Source organism: Bradyrhizobium sacchari, from assembly GCF_002068095.1.
GTDB classification, from domain to species: domain Bacteria; phylum Pseudomonadota; class Alphaproteobacteria; order Rhizobiales; family Xanthobacteraceae; genus Bradyrhizobium; species Bradyrhizobium sacchari.
This window is the reverse complement of record NZ_LWIG01000038.1, coordinates 14,055-31,031: the sequence shown is the minus strand read 5'-3', so window position 1 is coordinate 31,031 and position 16,977 is coordinate 14,055. Positions and strand designations below refer to the sequence as shown.

Sequence of the window (16,977 nt, the reverse complement as noted above, 5' to 3'; positions counted from 1 at the left end):
TTTGATCGCCTTGCGGTTTGTCAGATTGCGGAGAGCGCTTTGTCCAGATCGCGCAGGATGTCGTTAACATCTTCGATGCCGACGCAAAGCCGGATCGACCCGCCAAATATGCCGGCGGCTTCGCGCTTTTCCCGCGGGACCGTGGTGTGTGTCGTCGACACGGGATGAGTTACGAGCGTGCGGGCATCCCCTACATTCGAAACGTGATACATCAAGTCGACGTTCTGGATGAACTTTCGCCCAGCCTGTTCGTCCTCCACTTCGAACATGACCATCGCCCCGTGTCCGTATGCGGTATTGAGTGTCTGTTCGACGGTTTCCCGATCGACGCCTTCAAAGAGACCCGGGTAGAAAACCCGTCGCACTTTAGGATGCTGCTTGAGTACGTCGGCCACGATCCTGGCGTTCGTGCAGTGCTGCTTCATGCGAAGGGGCAGCGTTTCAAGCCCCTGGATCAGTTGAAAGCTCGCGAACGGGGAGATGGCCGCGCCGGTATCGCGCAACCAGGTCATGCGAGCCTTGAGGAGAAACTCGCTTTTTCCTAGATCATCGACATCGCGCACAGCGCTGTGCCAGACAATTCCGCCATGCGCTTCGTCGGGACGGTTGAACACCGGAAAGCGAGAGGCTCCCCGATAGCTAAATTTTCCGCTGTCAACGATTAGTCCGCCGAGGGTCGTGCCATGGCCGGATATATATTTGGTTGCAGAGTACGTCGTAACCGCGGCGCCCAGGTCTGACGGCCGGCATACCAGTGGCGTGGTCGTATTGTCCACGACCAGAGGCACGCCGTACTTTCGGCCGATCTCCGCCAGCTGTGCGACGGGGAGTGGAACCAGACAGGGATTCGAAATCACCTCTCCGAACAGGCATATCGTGCGGTCATCAATGGCACGTTCGAACGTCTCGGGCCTTCGAGGATCTGCTGTCCTCACGGTGATTCCCAAACGCTTTAATGTGTTGTGGAGCAGGTTCCAGGTATTGCCATATAGATACGGCGAGGCAACGATATTGTCCCCTACCTCGCCACTTGAGAGATTGATGATAGCGAGGAAGGTCGCCGCTTGACCTGACGCAACGGCGAGCGAGTCACTGCCCATATCGACGGCGGCATAGCGCTTCTCTAGCGCGCGGGTCGTCGGATTGATAATCCTCGTGTAGGTAAACCCATCGGCCTTGACGTTGTACACGTCAGCAATGTGGTTTAGATCGCCATCGAGTTCATACGCTGTATTCTGGTAAATCGGCACTGCGACGGCTTTCGTCACAGGGTCGCGTCGATAGCCCGCATGCAGAACAGCAGTCTCGGCGGAAAACGGCAGCTGCCGGTCCTCAGCTGCTTGAGCCGGCGACTTTACGCGCGCCCCAAATGCCTCTTGGCGCGACGTCGGCGTCGCTGACCGAGCCTGACCGGACCGGAAATATGAACGAAAAGCGCATCCCAACTGCTCAATCCAGCTGGATTGGATTTCCCCAATGCAACCGACGCGAAAGCTTCGCGTCGCAAGATGCAGCTTCGAGTAGACGTAAAGATTGTGGGCTGCCAAGTGGCGATACAGCCCATCAAATCCTGGCTGGTCCACCATTCCGGGCGGCGCACTGAACGCAACGCAGACCGGCGACTGCAGCTCGGGAGACAGCAGCGGAGACACGATCCCTTCGAGCTCTTTGATGAGATCGTCTCTAACCTTCTCGTACCTGAAGCGTCTAGCGTCGATGCCCTCCTCGTGCAGAATCTTTAAGGCCATGGTCGTTGCCTGAACGATGTGGGTGGGAGGGGTCGACCGCCACTCACCCGTGCGCTCGAGCGAGCGCCATTGATCTCTCACATCGAGCACAAACGACCTTGGTTCTTGAGTCGCATTCTCCAGGAGCTCGCGAGACGCAATTACAAACGCTACTCCCGGCGGCCCTTCTATGCACTTGTTGCTCGATGTGACCAGTACGTCAGGTCCTCGCTGGCTCAGGTCGATATTAAGGGCGCCAAAGGAACTCATCCCATCGATGATGGTCTTTACGCCACGTCGCCTTGCCTCCTCCACGATCTCGTATAACGGATTAACGATTCCGGTTGTCGTCTCACAGTGCACGAAACACAGGTGCGTAACGCCAGGATTTCGGCTCAGATAATCGCCGATTTCTTGCGGATCCAAAGGATCGGTCGCGCGCTTGACAAGCTTCAGCGCTTCGACACCCCACAGTCGCAAGATTTGCAGAATGCGCTCGCCATAGATGCCGTTTATGCAAACGAGCGGCCTGTGGGCTCGGGACACAAAGGAAGAGAGAGCGGCCTCCATTGCAAAGGAGCCACCTCCCTGAATAGGCACCACCGAATAGTCGTCATCACTTCCCAGCAAGCTGAGCATCAACCGCCTCATGCAAGCGGTCACTTCTTTGAACTCGCAATCGCGCGACGCGAGATCAAGCTGCATCTGGCTCCTGACCGCCAACGATAACGACAATGGGCCGGGCGTCAGCAAAGACCGCTGTCTTGTCAAACCATTCCTCCTAAGTTGTATTCGTCGATGACCTGGAGTACGCCGACCAGGGAACCCCGTGGCGCACGCCCCCTTCCTCATCAACAGCTTCGAATGAAGCGCCATAGATCGCGGGCGCGTTTTACGTCGGCGGTCCGAAAAGGCTGCCAGATCACAACCTTCACATCGCCGATGGAGAGCGCTCTTTCACAAAGCTCCCCGTTGATGCGTTTCAGACCTCCCAAATAGCGCTCGGGCGCAACTGGCGCCGACAAACGCTCTCATCCAACCGTCACGCATATGCAGGCGTGAGCGCCCTCGCCTTCTAGCGCCATGAAGCGCCAGTCGGCCGACGATTCACATGTGAGCCTGTCCCAGTCAGGCAAGCTTTACGTCAGGAAGGCGATGCAGCCGGGATCGTCGCGCCAGGATGATAGGCATCGCACACGCGAATCGTCGTTCGCAGCGGGCGTCCAATGCGTTTGCTTGCGACTTGATACATTTGCACTCCGCCGCTCGTTGGAAGATTTGGGACGTTGATGACTGTTTTGGCCATGTCGGAGATCGTACAACTTGACGTTACAGGCGTTTCAACCCCTCTCCGCGGATTTTCTCGCGTGAATTTTTCCTCCCGTACTCCCGTGGGGGCGACAAGCCGACGTAAGCAGCGGAGTACGGAGGATTCACAGCAGGTTCGATAGTTTGAGAGTTCAAATTGGACCTATCGTAAGCATTCCGCCTGCGAGCGCGATTCCTGCAGCAAGGTGGAGGCTAATCGCTCCGTCACGTACGATCCTGACCAAAGCGCCACATGGAGGTACGGAGCTTGTCCATGGCGCCGGCGAGATCCTCCCGGATGCCGGTGCCTGAACGTTTGCCCCCTCGTGGAATAGCTGCTGTCACGTCGTTGCGCTCGAATGGAGCGGCCTTGGCAGCCTGCGATCGAGTCCGATTGATGGCGATTGAGCGATCTTGGATGTTGGCCGCTTAGTAAGGATCAGTTCGACATCGTTCGGCGAGCGGCAGTGAGTCAGAGCATGTCGTCCTGATTTGCTTGGAGCACGTCAAGCCGAGTCCAGTTGAGTGGCATGTATCCATCTTTGAGAGCGATCGCTGGGCTGCAAGCATCTCGGCACGCCGCTTCGCGGCGAAGCGTCTCACCTAGCGATATGGCGGCGGTGAGCCATGCCGTGGTTTACGGCGGCTGCAAAGCGTGAGCCGGCAAGCAGGAGTTCCGCGCATCACCGCACTCGGTGCGCACAAGTACCTCGCCGATGAGGCACTCTGGCTCGGCGATAGTCGCACTTCCGAGCCGCTCCGCTCTTTTCTCCTCTGCAGGCCCGCTCGTTGATGTGAGCTCGCGTCCGACACGGTCTACAGCGCGGTTGAGCACGTAGACGGCTGACCAGAGCAGATCATCAAGAGATCATTCTTTGTCGCCATCCAAGGATGAGCTCCTTTTCAGCCGCGCCCATCGCCGCCTTCGTGCCGATCAACGATGGAGGGCGGAACGGGGCATGGCCCGAACGCGCGGCGGAGCTCGGTAGCGCAGGATGGCTAATGTTCGCGGCGGCGTTGCCTCGCGATGCGAAGGTGCGGGGCGTGCGCCGAGGTGCTCGCCGACGAGCGGCGGCCAAAAGCAAGCAAGCTTGCCGGACGTTACCATCGTCACGACAAATGAATCGTGACCGATTGGTCGGTTCAGACTCGTCAATATACGCAAGCTCGCCGCATAGCCGGCCCTGAAGACCGCGGCCGAACCTTCGTCATGCGCGGCAGATTGAAGCAGGCCTAGTCGCGGCCCCGGCCCGGCTCTAACGCGAGCTCGGCGTGTCTTTTGGCCGCACGCGCAGCAATAAGCGCCAGGCGAAAACTCAACCTAGTGGATGTCGGACTTCCTCTCTGGCCTTTCTCACCGCGTCGTAGATTCTGATCTGCGGCATGGGACGGGTTCTCTTGAGCTCCTCCGCCTTTGACCATGCTCCATCTTTGCTCGCCTACTCGGTTTTGAATTGACCATCCACTTCGAGCACATAACCGGAAGCTGGCAATACTCGAGTGGATGCGACCATTTTATTCCTTTAGAGCGAAACGGTCGATCGCAGCCACAGCCTGAGCCAAATCGCCTGAGTCACGCCAGCAGGATGGATCAGGCGATGCGGGGGCACATCTAACCATCAAGAATTGAGCGCGCCATCAAGACATCCACTACCGCTTTTGCTGAATGCTCTAAGGTCTGTTCCATGGTCCTGAGATGAATGTCCGGTGTTGCTGGTGCTTCGTACGGCGCGTGGATTCCGGTGAAGTTCTTGATCTTGCGTGATTTCACCTTTGAGTACAGCCCTTTTGGGTCTCGCCGCGCGCATTCCTCGATCGGCGTATCGACAAAGACTTCTATGAACTCTTCCTTGCCAACCAGGATGCGCACCCTGTCCCGTTCGGCCCTAGTGGGCGAGATGAACGAGCAGATCACGATCAAGCCGCTGTCTGCCATCAACTTGGCAACTTCACCGATACGCCGAATGTTCTCCGCGCGGTCTGCCAACGAGAAGCCGAGATCCGCGCTTAATCCGTGCCGGAGATTGTCGCCATCCAGCAGCATTGTATGCCGCGACATCGCAAACAGCTTTTGATCAACGAGGTCGGCAATCGCCGACTTTCCCGCGCCAGACAGGCCGGTGAACCAGATGACGCAAGGCTTCTGATTCTTGAGCGCGGCGCGCTCCCTCCTACCCACGGATAGCACTTGCCTAGTAATATTGGTGGCCCGCCGAAGCGGAAAGGCAATCATGCCGGCGCCGGCCGTACGATTCGTGTAGCGATCAATGAAGATAAATGAGCCGGTCTTCCGATTGACATCGTAAGGATCGAATACTGCGGGCATTGTGGTAGCAACATTGCAGAAGGCGATCTCGTTGAAGGAAACCATCCCGGCGGCCAGATGCTCACCAGTGTTGACGTCGATCCGGTGCCTAATTTCGGTGATGCTACCCGAAATCGTCTGCGATCCAATCCGCAGGACGTAGTTACGTCCGGGAGCGAGTGGCTCCTCGTCCATCCAGATCACATAAGCAGCGAACTGGTCTGCGATCTTCGGTCGATCGTCCAGCCGCGACAGAATGTCGCCACGGCCGATATCGATTTCGTCTTCCAGTGTAATAGTCACGGCATCCCCGGCTTCGGCGCCGCCGAGGTCGCCAGCCTGGGTCACGATCCGCTTGACCCGGGTGGTCCGTCCCGACGCGGCGACAATGATCTCGTCCCCGGCTGAGATCTTCCCGGAAGCCACCGTCCCGGCATAGCCCCGAAAATCCGGATTTGGCCGGTTCACCCATTGTACCGGGAAGCGGAAAGCCTGGTTTGGGGTGCCGGATTGGATGTCAATGCTCTCCAAATATTCAAGCAGGCAGGGGCCATGATACCAGTTGGCACGCGCGGAGCGGTCTACGACGTTGTCGCCGTAGCGGGCCGAGATCGGGATCGGAACGATCGAGGTGAAGCCGAGACCGGCGGCAAAGGCCAGATAGTCACGAGCGATCCGATCGAAGCACTCCTTGTCGTATGCGACAAGATCGATCTTATTCACTGCCAGCACGATATGACGAATACCGAGCAACGCACAGATGAAGGAGTGGCGGCGCGTCTGAACCATCACGCCTTTGCGGGCATCGATCAGGATCACGGCGAGCTGGGCTTGCGAGGCGCCGGTAGCCATATTGCGGGTATACTGCTCGTGGCCGGGAGTGTCGGCCACCATGAAGGAGCGGCGCGGCGTAGTGAAGAAGCGGTAGGCAACATCGATCGTGATGCCCTGCTCCCGTTCGGCCTCAAGCCCGTCCACAAGCAGCGCGAAGTCGATGTTGTTCCCGGTGCTACCGTACTTGATGCTGTCGCGTTCCAGCGCTGTGATCTGATCGTGGTAGATCATCTTGCTGTCGTGCAGTAGTCGGCCGATCAGCGTCGATTTGCCGTCGTCCACCGAGCCACATGTGATGAATCGCAGCTGATCCTTCGACCGGGCCGAGGCCGGTAGCGTTGTCGGCTTTGTAAACATCAAAAGTAACCTTCCCGCTTCTTCTTCTCCATTGAAGCGGCTTCATCGGTATCAATTAGGCGTCCCTGGCGCTCCGACACAGTCGCAGTCTGCATTTCTGCGACGATACCTTCGATCGACGTCGCATCGGATTCAATAGCCCCACTCAAAGGATAACATCCAAGGGTGCGAAAGCGGATCATCCGCATTTCCGGAGTCTCGTCGCAGTTAAGCGGCAGTCGCTCGTCGTCAACCATGATCATCGCGCCATTTCGATGCACTATCGGTCTTTGCTTTGCGAAGTAGAGCGGAACGACCGGAATTTTCTCGAACATGATGTATTCCCACACCTCAAGCTCGGTCCAGTTTGACATCGCAAACACGCGCATGGTTTCGCCCTGGCGAATGCGTGTGTTGAACAGGCTCCAGAGCTCCGGCCGTTGGTTACGGGGGTCCCATACGTGTCCGGCCGAACGGAGGGAGAGTATCCGTTCTTTTGCGCGACTCCTTTCCTCATCGCGCCGGGCTCCGCCAAAGGCAGCATCAAATCCGTGGAGGTCGAGCGCCTGCTTCAGGGCGTCGGTCTTCATCACTTGGGTATGGAGCGCGGATCCGGAATCGATCGGATTGATCCCGCGCGCGATGCCGTCCTTGTTCACATGGACAATCAAGTCGAGGCCGAGCCGCCTGGCTGTCGCGTCTCGGAAGCCGATCATCTCGCGGAACTTCCAGGTCGTATCGACGTGAAGCAGGGGGAAAGGTAATTTTGCCGGATAGAACGCCTTTAGCGCAATGTGCAGCATCACGCTTGAATCTTTTCCGATGGAGTAAAGCATGACCGGCCTTTTGAACTCGGCGACCACATCACGCATGATTTCAATCGATTCAGCTTCGAGACGACGCAGATGTTTCGGCAGCATATATCTTGTTTTCGGTGCAGGATTTCTGTTCTTGGCCATTCTATGCTCCAGCCCGGAATGGGGAAATACCGCGGCAGAAACGGCAGGCCAAGGCGCATGGCTCGTCCATGGGGTCACCCCCCTTGGACAGCAGACTTCCAGACGCGCCAGCTTGTCGCACTCTGCAGCTGGTGTCGGCGGCGCCTGCGTCACCTGATCGGCAGATCAGCGTGCGAGTTGAGGATTGGCTAAATCAACCAGCGTGTCTTTGATCGCAAGCATTCAGATCCTTAGGCGATGTTGATGATTTGCTCAAGCCGCGCCACCTCGCCTCCGGATAATGCTCCCGCCTTGGTACTTCGCAAATCCCACCAAGTTCGGAATACCCGGCGATAGAGTTCGGTTACCTCCCGCCCCCTGTCCAGAACTCCGGCTTGCTGCGCATGCAGCAATTCCTGCTCATATCCGAGTTCTATCAAAAGCTCGGCACCGACCAGATCGGTCACGGTTTGCATCTCTTCGACGCTCAATTGAGATTGCCATGACTTGACAGAGCTTGCGTCGACGGCGTTTCGTTCGAGAATCTTTCGATCGCCAAAGCTGCTGGATTGGAGATAGTCTGCTCGTCCCATGCTCGACGATGCGACGCCTCCTTGATCACAGCCGAGCCCTGTCAGAAGACGCTGGATTTCCTCGTCCGGATGCGCCACGAGCAGTTCGTATTGCACCAACTGAGTCCGCGGGCGAGTACGTTTCGCAGCCAGCCTAGGAAGACCCAAAACCAAATCGGCGAGTGAAGATATTATGCCATCGGGTAGACGAAGCATCAAATCAGCGAGACTGGATACGCTGACCGGCTGCGAGCTTTCTGCCCGCAGAGGGATACCCCACGTTGATTTCAGTGAAGCGGCGATGGCGTAGGGATTGCGCATCAGAAGGATGTGTGGCGCTTCTGGATAGATAGATTCAAGAAACTCAAGGGCCGTCCAATAGCGTGGTGTCTTGTCTATGATGATGCGCTTGCCCGCTTTTGCCAGATACTGATCGTATGCAGCGTCCGCAAAAGCGCGGCTAGCGATCGTGCGATCTATCCGCCCTAAGAATTCGGAGGTCGCGGCCTCAATCAGTGAGCTGCCCGCCGGATGGCGCCGGTCCACCCTGCCAAATGCTTCAAGCGCCAGCATCAACCAGGGTTCAGGCGGAGCCACAATGTCGGGATGGTGCTGCAGCAAATGTGCCAGGAGTGTGGTCCCGGATCGTGGAAGACCGAGGAGAAAGCACACCTCAGGTGGACGACCAAGACGTTCGCTCATGGTTCAGACACTCGCTTGGCAAGCGCCCCCTCGCGACGCTAGCTCAATTGGGCGAAACAAAGCCAGCCGCCGGATCACATGAGGGCAACCGCTTGCGTACAAAGAGTCAAAACCGCTAGAATTTCGCCTGGCGTTCATGACTTGAGACCCGTTCAGTTCGATCGGGCGGCATCACAGCAGGATAACTGCAATCGCTTCCTCGATTGCTCGACAAATAAACCGAAGTCAAGCAACAGCTCAATTGCACGAAGATTGATTGCGGATATGGGAAGGTTGAAAAGAACTATACGGACGTTTGCCGAAGACCGCGCGCGGCACATGGAAGCTTACTGCGTATAGTCACGGGATGCATATGCTGGGGCATTGAAGAGGTAAATGCGATATGCACGTCGCTGAGGCTGGGATGCTTGAAACAATTTCGCCAGAAGAGGGGACAGCTTGGCTGAATGCGGCAAGAGGCAGACTATATCGTCATAGGCCCAGCGCGCAGCAATCCAGCCATAACGAATCGACCCAGACGCAAATCTCCCGTGGGCGCTGCCGTTAACCGGTCATCATGCTGAATTATAGTCCTCGCCAGCTTGCTCTCCGCGAGCCCATCCGTCCAAACTGTACCAAGTATCTGAGTTAGCTGATCTTGCCGCGTAGCGCCGCGAATCGGCGCTAAGGAGATTTGCAAAAGCTGGAACCTAATTATGCCGCCGGATTACCCGATCCAGCAAGCGACCTTGGCCGCCGCTCTCTGACGGAGACGAGGTTGTCCAGCCGTTCTTATGGGAGATCCTTCGGACAAGGCTTCACCGACAATCGTGGATCCCAAGTGGTCATAGCGGTTGAGACCCTATTCTAAGAAACTCCATCGGGGATGAGAGAGTGCTGGAGCCCGTACCGCGATATTGAAAGACCATCCAGCACCTGCGGAAAAACGCTCTCTCAGCGCGGATCGGCAAAGCACATTTGCGACAAGCTTCTATGGCCGAAGAGGGCGGCCCTGCGAGCCGCCCTACCGCGCCAGTAGCAGCGCTGGCGACAACTAGCGCTGATGTCCGAGTCCAATTCCAAGATTCAAGGCCTTCTGGCGGAGCGCGCCGGCGCTGCGCTTGGTCATCTTTGCTAGTTTAATGACGGGGGTTCGGGCCTTCGAATGGACTTTGAGCTCCTTGATATCTGCCTTCGTCCATTCGCGCCGCTTAACGCGTTTCTTGGTTGCTTTCTTCACGATGAATGCTCCTTTTGAGAGGAGCGGCTTGTAACATAGTTTTTTCAGCGCGACGACCTTAAAAAACGGCAATATCGAAGGAAGTCGCGCAAGGGTATTAGCTCGGTTATGTCTTACGAACGGGAGCCGTCTGGACAGGTGCAGCTTTGGAATTGCAACCTTCGTACAGACGTCGCGCTCTGAAAGGATTCGTGGTAAAAGAGTGCAGCCCCAATCGACACCTTTCTATTCAAGCTAAAGCATGCTGAACGATACGTTCTGAAATCAGCAAATCAACTCGCAGTGAAGCTGAACAACTTCAATCGGGGAGGTTCGGACGGAGAGCGGAAAGAGATCGTGCTTAAGCGCCTGCGGTGATTTCTCAGAGAGCGGCGGCCAACGTGAAGAAGCACAAGCCACGCTTAAGCTTTGATCGCACTCTCTTGGGGAACTTCCCTCTTATGTGAGGTATCCAATTTCGCCTGGAGAGACCGCGGCCGCTAGCATTGCCGACAGCCAGTTGCGAGGGCCCAATCGCTTTCCCCGGGGGCGCTCTGTACGCGCGGTCCTTCAAAACTGCGACGCCAGCAGGGACGGCTGCTCATCTTCGTCCTTGCGCGATCTCGTGATCAACCTGAGACTGCATAACAATCTACCGTTTGACCGTCTCAAGAGCCCTCCTTCCTCCGTGATAATCGGGCTCCCGCCCTCCCGCCCAATCTGCCTTTGGCCGAAAACATCGAGCTGAGACACGCGGCTCGCGATGCGCTTCATACGCGCAGGCCACTCTGGGCAGCTGCTACAAGATAACCACACTGCTTGACGACTTGGATGCCCTCCCGTGCGGCTGGCCAGCACCTATCTTCAGTATGCCCGCCTTTTGAAATAAGCTTTCCTCCTTACGACTAATGCAGCACACCTCGTTGCCCTCGAGACGGTAAGCAACGTTCTCGACGGCTCGAGCCCGAGCTCCGAGGAGCTGGTCCGGCGGAGTTAGCCTTTTTGGTCAAGACTCTGACGAAGTCTCAACTGCCGCCCAATGCCGATTCGAGATCAAACTACGTCCGTGTTAACCGCCCTGCCGCACGTCTTGACGAATGACATTTCTCACTGAAGGCAGCGCCCGCTTCTTTCACTTCGAGTTGCCGTCCAATCTCGCGGCGATCGAAAGCATCTCGGAACAACCAAAACGCCGTGTCTTCCGCTCAAATAAACATCGCACATATCGCTCTTCATTTTGGCACGAGCGTAGATCGCGGGTTCATCTAATGGTTACGTCGAAGCAACAGCCCCGCTTGATGTCACTGGAGACCCAAATGATGGTCGGGGAGCTCGCGTTCCATTCGATGACGAGGACAGTCGCGCGCGAATGCTGCCGGCGGAGGTGAGCGCGTTCACGTCCCAACTTACGGCCCACGGGTCGTGGAACACCGATACTGAGTATATACCCGGACGCGGTATGCGCTTGTGATGACGTGGTATGCTTCTCGGTCCAGCTTGTGGGCGGGACGCCTGACCCTTGGCGGACGTGAAGAAAACACAGATCAGTCTTCGTGACATCGACACCGTGACAGTTATCCGGATCTTAAGAATATTGCCGCTCTTGCCGCAAATAGACGAGAGCAGGCGGAGCGATCTCACTCTTTAGAGTCGAGCCTGTCTAAAATGCGCCTTGCCCTTGAGACCATACAGGTGGTCATCCTACGACCACAGTACCATCATCAGAGGCCTCTGATCGAACCTAAGTGTAGTCCAGGCGACCTTTGATCTCCTCGGGCGGTAGTCGCACCGACCGTTCACAATGGAGATTGAGGTTGAAGCCGATGGCGGCCAAAGCGACGGAGAGAGCCAGCAATGCGCAGAGGGCGCACGCCGGATGTGTGCCATCGCTGCGGCAAACAGGAAACGTGGGAAGAAGCCGAAGACACACGGAAGGCATGCTGTGGATTTCGAGGGGGCAAGCTAGTTTCGTGTTGGCCTTCTTTGAACGCGAGCTCTCAGGGCGACGATTGTCGGCGAGGGACTGATCGAGCCCGATCGATCCCGCCAAAGAGCAGAGGGTGTATTCGCACGGCGGAGCGCGCACGGCCTGTTGTTTGGGCAATCCGTAAGCTGACCTGCATCGTTTTGCCTCTGGATGTCGGCGGAGCAGCGGGTCTCGGCTTGACGCAAGACACACACATTACATCCGCAATACATCTGGATGGCAGCCAGCAAGCGCAATCTTGGAGAAGCCCACAAGTCCGAGGCCCTTGTTTAACGATTCAGCAGAGCGCGGCGTTTGCGGGATGGTCGAAACGCTGATGTGGACGGATTAAGCTCCTGCGGGCGGAGTTCGAAGCTCCATCACATCGGCGACGACTGTCCAATCGCGGACACTCTTTTGCTTGCAGAAATCGATCTCCGCCTGCTGTGCAGCAGCACTCAGTGAGGTAGCATCGACCTTGAACGCTGCTTCACAGGCACGATGCTCGCGGCCGGTATCGTCACAAACAGTCTTAATGAACCGAACGCTAAATGAAGGCATGCTTAGCCCTCTCTTCCTGTGAGTTTCCAGTATTCTGCCAATTCGCGCCACAAGAGTTTTTGATTTGCCTCAAGCAGCATCCAGTTTTCCGCTCCTTCGCCAGATAAGGTCGAGATTTTTGGCCGTGTCGCGCGAGGCTCATGTTATCCCTAAGAACCGCATGAAAGCAGCATGCGCTATTACGCTCGAGATGTTGCTACTGATCTCTATGTCGCACCTAACCGACGGCAACATGGACGCTCGAGATACCGCGAACTTGCGCTACTCGGTCGCCTCAACGAGCCACTGCCGCAAGCATCGATCATTGTGCCAATCACCTGGCAGAGCCATTTCTGAAGTGTCCCGGCGGCGGAGCTAGCCACAGCGATATCGAACACGTGATCGTGGGGCATGAAGCGAGGCGCCCAGACTTGCTTCAGACGGTCCACTCTGCCGCTGTGACAGCAAAGCCGATCATCAGGCTTGTCGCAGCCAACGTTCCGATCAGACTAGGGTCGGAGACTTCAGCGCCAAAGCTTATGGCTGGCATGGGCGCCCGCAAGCTACCGATGACCATTGTAGGTGATCGATCAATTAGCCACCTACCGGCCGCTATCCCAGCAATGCTGTCGTGGCCCATTCGCACGCGATGCGGCTCAAATCAAGCCTGGCTACACCCTGGCATGTTTCAGGCCAACGCGAGGTCCTCGTAGACCGCCGGAACTCGGACATGTCGACTACCAGCGCCCATCTCTGCGGCTCGTAGACGTCGCTCGAGCTCAACCATTCTCTGACGCGCTTCAGCTTTTTGACCTGTATCAATGCTGCGGCCGCGACGTCCTGACAGAAGTGAGATTATCGATTGGCAGACAGAAAGTCTTAGCGCCCATGATGCTTTCATGTCCAAATACCGGCGACCGATTTCAAGGATTGCTTCCGAGCGCGCCGGAGCCGCGTGTCGGTGACCTGCACATGATAAGCTGCCCGCTTGCGATGGCGTCTTCTTGATCAAGATGCGGAGGGGCCCGATGAAGGGCGCCGAACGCTGCTAGGCCCACCGCAACGGTGTCGAGCGACGTTCGAAGTCTTGCCGTTCTCGCTTGAGGATGTGGCCCCTCTCGCAAGGGCTCGGCTGAGGTCTTTGCAAACCTAATGTCCCAGGCTGACGCGGAAGGACGAGGAGCCCTCGCAGCAACAAAGGATGTTCGACATGACATAACAAGGGACCATTTGCCCTGCCGCAGGCCAGCTTTCTGGAGCCGCAGTCCAGTCTAATTTGTGCAGAAAGTGATCAACAACAAACGAAGAGGTCTTGGGCTGAGATCTAGATCGATTCGACGGCAGCTCAGGAGTGGTTTGGCGGCGGCAATCCTCACAGTTCGGTTGGCGAGCGGGTCATGTTACGGCGGGACAGATTCAACGGCGCTACGGCGAATAAACCCTCTGCCCCGGCTGACGGCATCAAGACCGCGCGCCTCCCCGGCGATACTGACCTGAGCCTGTCCGCGCGCAGGCCAAGCGATGTCGTCCCTAGTGTTCACAAGGTTAACTGACTTTGCCAACTCGCAGCGATGAACTCCGTCCAGGAGGTAATGGTGATCTGACCTGGGAGCGGCTCGAAACGGCGCCACCCTTCGATCAGGATCTAGAGATTGCAGTGATCGAAGGTACTTCAATTCACCGGGTGGTCTTTCCTTGCCGCCGGATCTTCGGCCGATGGATCAACGCGAATACGGGAGAGTACGTCGCCGTGCAGCCGACCCATTGGCGCATCTGGCCGGGATAGCGGCGGCCATCCTGCACAATAGATTGGCGTGAATTGGGGCACAACGGCCTCCCTCGTCCTCTCGTCGGAAACAAGAGCCATCGAGACACACCTAGAGTGGAGATTTCTAGATCTCAGGCATCCGGTCGCATTCCACGGCATAATTGAGCTACGCTGAACTTGCGATTTATGTAGGCCCAGAATTTCGCGTGAATGTTCTCGCGTGATCGAGCCTTCGGCTATTCTCCCTCGGCCATAAGTGGCACGACGCCTCAGCGTCGTTCCTCCGAGACTTTACCTCTGCCCGGCCCACTCAGCAAGGCCGGGCAATTTTGGTTGGTCCGAAGGCTCGCCTTGAGATTATGGAGAGCGCAAATGATCGTAAGCGGATTAGCTTTATGAAGAACAGATCCAAGACCGGGACTAATAGCTTTGCGGACTGGAGGCAGCGCGCAGTTCGCGGGCGGCGGCGACCATGTTCGCTAGCGCCGGCCGCACCTCCTCCCATTTGCGCGTCTTCAGGCCGCAGTCCGGATTGACCCAGAGTTGCGAATCCAGCAGCCGTGTCCGGGCCAACGCCATCAGCTCCTTCATTTCGCTTGCCTCGGGAACGCGTGGAGAGTGGATGTCGTACACGCCCGGCCCGATCTGATTTGGATATTCGTACTTGCTGAACGCCTCGAGTAGCTCCATTTTCGAGCGCGACGTCTCGATTGAGATGACATCCGCATCCATTGCAGCGATCGCACCGATGATGTCGTTGAACTCCGAGTAGCACATGTGGGTATGAATTTGCGTTTGATCGGCAACGCCCGATGAGCAGATGCGAAAGCAATCGCAGGCCCAATCGAGATATGACTTCCACTGCGATCGGCGCAATGGCAATCCCTCGCGGAGTGCAGCTTCGTCGATCTGGATCATAGCCGCACCAGCATTCTCGAGATCGCGGACTTCGTCGCGGATCGCGAGCGCAAGCTGACGGCAGACCTCGCTTCTAGGAATGTCATCGCGAACAAAAGACCAATTCAGGATCGTCACCGGTCCGGTCAGCATCGCCTTCATCGGCTTCCTAGTTAGTGATTGGGCGTAACGCCACCAGTCCACAGTGATCGGCTTCGACCGCACTACATCGCCAAACAGGATCGGCGGCCTGACGCAGCGCGAACCATAGGATTGTACCCATCCGTTCCTGGTAAATGCGAAGCCGGCGAGTTGCTCTCCAAAGTACTGCACCATGTCATTTCGCTCAAATTCGCCGTGCACAAGGACGTCAAGACCTATGTCCTCCTGCCAACGTACGGCGCGCGCAGTCTCTTCCTTGAGGAATCCTTCGTACTGTTCGTCGGTCATCGCGCCTCGCGCATGCGCCGCACGAGCATTTCGGACCTCTGTGGTCTGCGGAAACGATCCGATCGTGGTGGTAGGAAAAGCCGGTAGTCCGAAGCGATTTCGTTGGATCTCGGAACGGCACGCAAATGGGCTAGCGCGCCGGCGCATGGTCTGATCGATCGCTCTCATCCGGATGCCGACATTGGCATCACGGATCTTCGGCGACGTCCGGCGAGCAGCCGCGGCGCAGTCTGAATCGGCAAGAGCTAGCCCAACATTCTGGTCGCCTGCGAGTACCCGTGCCAGGATCGCAAGCTCACGCATCTTCTGAACCGAGAACGCGAGCCAGCTCTTGACGTCGGAAGCGAGCCCTGTCTCAAGTTCAACATCGACCGGCACGTGAAGCAGCGAGCAGGATGGAGCGAGCTGTACCCGATCCTTGCCGAGCTTCGCAATCGCGGGTTCCAGCCGCTGGCGAATCGACGACAGGTCCGACCGCCATACGTTCCGGCCATCGACGACGCCGAGCGACATGACGAGATCACTTCGACTGTCAGCGATGATTCTATCCAATAGCTGTGGCGCTCGAACCAGATCGAGGTGCAGACCAGAAACCGGCAGGCTCAAGGCGGTATCCAGATTGTCGCCCAGGTCGCCGAAATAGGAGGCAACCATGATCTTGATGGCCGGAACCTCTTTTGCGAACCGGTTATAGGCACGTAGCAAAGCTTTTCGCACCGCCTCGTCCAGATCAAGGACCAGACAGGGCTCGTCAACCTGAACCCAATCTGCACCACGTTTTGCCAATTCCTGCAGAACCTCGATATACGCCGGCAAAAGATCATCCAACAGGGAGAGGGGCTGGAACGAACTGTCGGCACTCTTGCCGAGTTTTAGGAATGTGACCGGCCCGATCAAGACAGGGCGGGTCTGAAAGCCAAGAGCCTTTGCTTCCTCATACTCCTCAATGGGCTTGCGAGAGCACAGTCTGAACGCCTGTCCCCTGTAAAACTCGGGAACCATATAGTGATAGTTGGTATCGAACCACTTAGTCATCTCCTGCGCGAGCGCGCCAGATCCGCGCGCTCCGTGAGCGACAGTCGCATCCCGGTCGTCGCATTGTGAACCGCGGGCCATGGCGAAGTACGTCTTGAGCGAAACGGATTCTGCTTTCGAGGCGTAGATCTCCGGAATGGCGCCAGCCATGACGGTTGTATCAAGCACCTGGTCATACAGGGAGAAGTCGTTCGATGGAATGATCGAAACACCGATGGATTTCTGACGAGCCCAGTTCGCGGCGCGTAGGCCGGATGCGTCCTCGAGCAACTGCTGTTCGCTGATCTTTCCGGCCCAGTAGCTTTCTAGAGCGAGTTTGAGCTCACGCCTTGGACCGATGCGTGGCGTTCCGAGCGTAGCAACCGGAAGAGAGAGAAGAGACATAGCGTAACCCTTTGTGG

At 57.1% G+C, this 16,977-nt stretch carries 6 protein-coding genes; all 6 read right to left on the bottom strand.

Annotated features, from left to right (window positions below; all coding sequences use genetic code 11):
- Positions 1-20: 20 nt before the first annotated feature.
- On the bottom strand, positions 21-2,432 hold the full coding sequence (locus tag A5906_RS46225; RefSeq protein ID WP_430642428.1) for a 2-aminoethylphosphonate--pyruvate transaminase: 2,412 nt from the start codon (positions 2,430-2,432) through the stop codon (positions 21-23).
- Between the two features lie 2,215 nt (positions 2,433-4,647).
- Positions 4,648-6,531: a sulfate adenylyltransferase subunit CysN gene (gene cysN, locus A5906_RS30360; RefSeq protein WP_080138878.1), complete on the bottom strand. Its 1,884-nt coding sequence runs from the start codon at positions 6,529-6,531 to the stop codon at positions 4,648-4,650.
- Entirely contained in the window at positions 6,531-7,469 is a 939-nt protein-coding gene (cysD, locus tag A5906_RS30355; protein ID WP_080138877.1) for a sulfate adenylyltransferase subunit CysD, read from the bottom strand. Before cysD ends, cysN begins: the two co-directional genes overlap by 1 nt.
- 230 nt (positions 7,470-7,699) lie before the next feature.
- Positions 7,700-8,722, bottom strand: a complete 1,023-nt coding sequence (gene noeE, locus A5906_RS30350) for a nodulation protein NoeE (RefSeq protein ID WP_080138876.1) — start codon at positions 8,720-8,722, stop codon at positions 7,700-7,702.
- 1,033 nt (positions 8,723-9,755) lie between these two features.
- Positions 9,756-9,941: a hypothetical protein gene (locus A5906_RS30345; protein WP_080138904.1), complete on the bottom strand. Its 186-nt coding sequence runs from the start codon at positions 9,939-9,941 to the stop codon at positions 9,756-9,758.
- A 4,673-nt stretch (positions 9,942-14,614) separates the two neighbouring features.
- Positions 14,615-16,960 carry a 5-methyltetrahydropteroyltriglutamate--homocysteine S-methyltransferase gene (gene metE / locus A5906_RS30325; protein ID WP_080138874.1) on the bottom strand — a complete coding sequence of 782 codons (2,346 nt, stop codon included), beginning with the start codon at positions 16,958-16,960 and terminating at the stop codon, positions 14,615-14,617.
- Between the last annotated feature and the right edge of the window lie 17 nt (positions 16,961-16,977).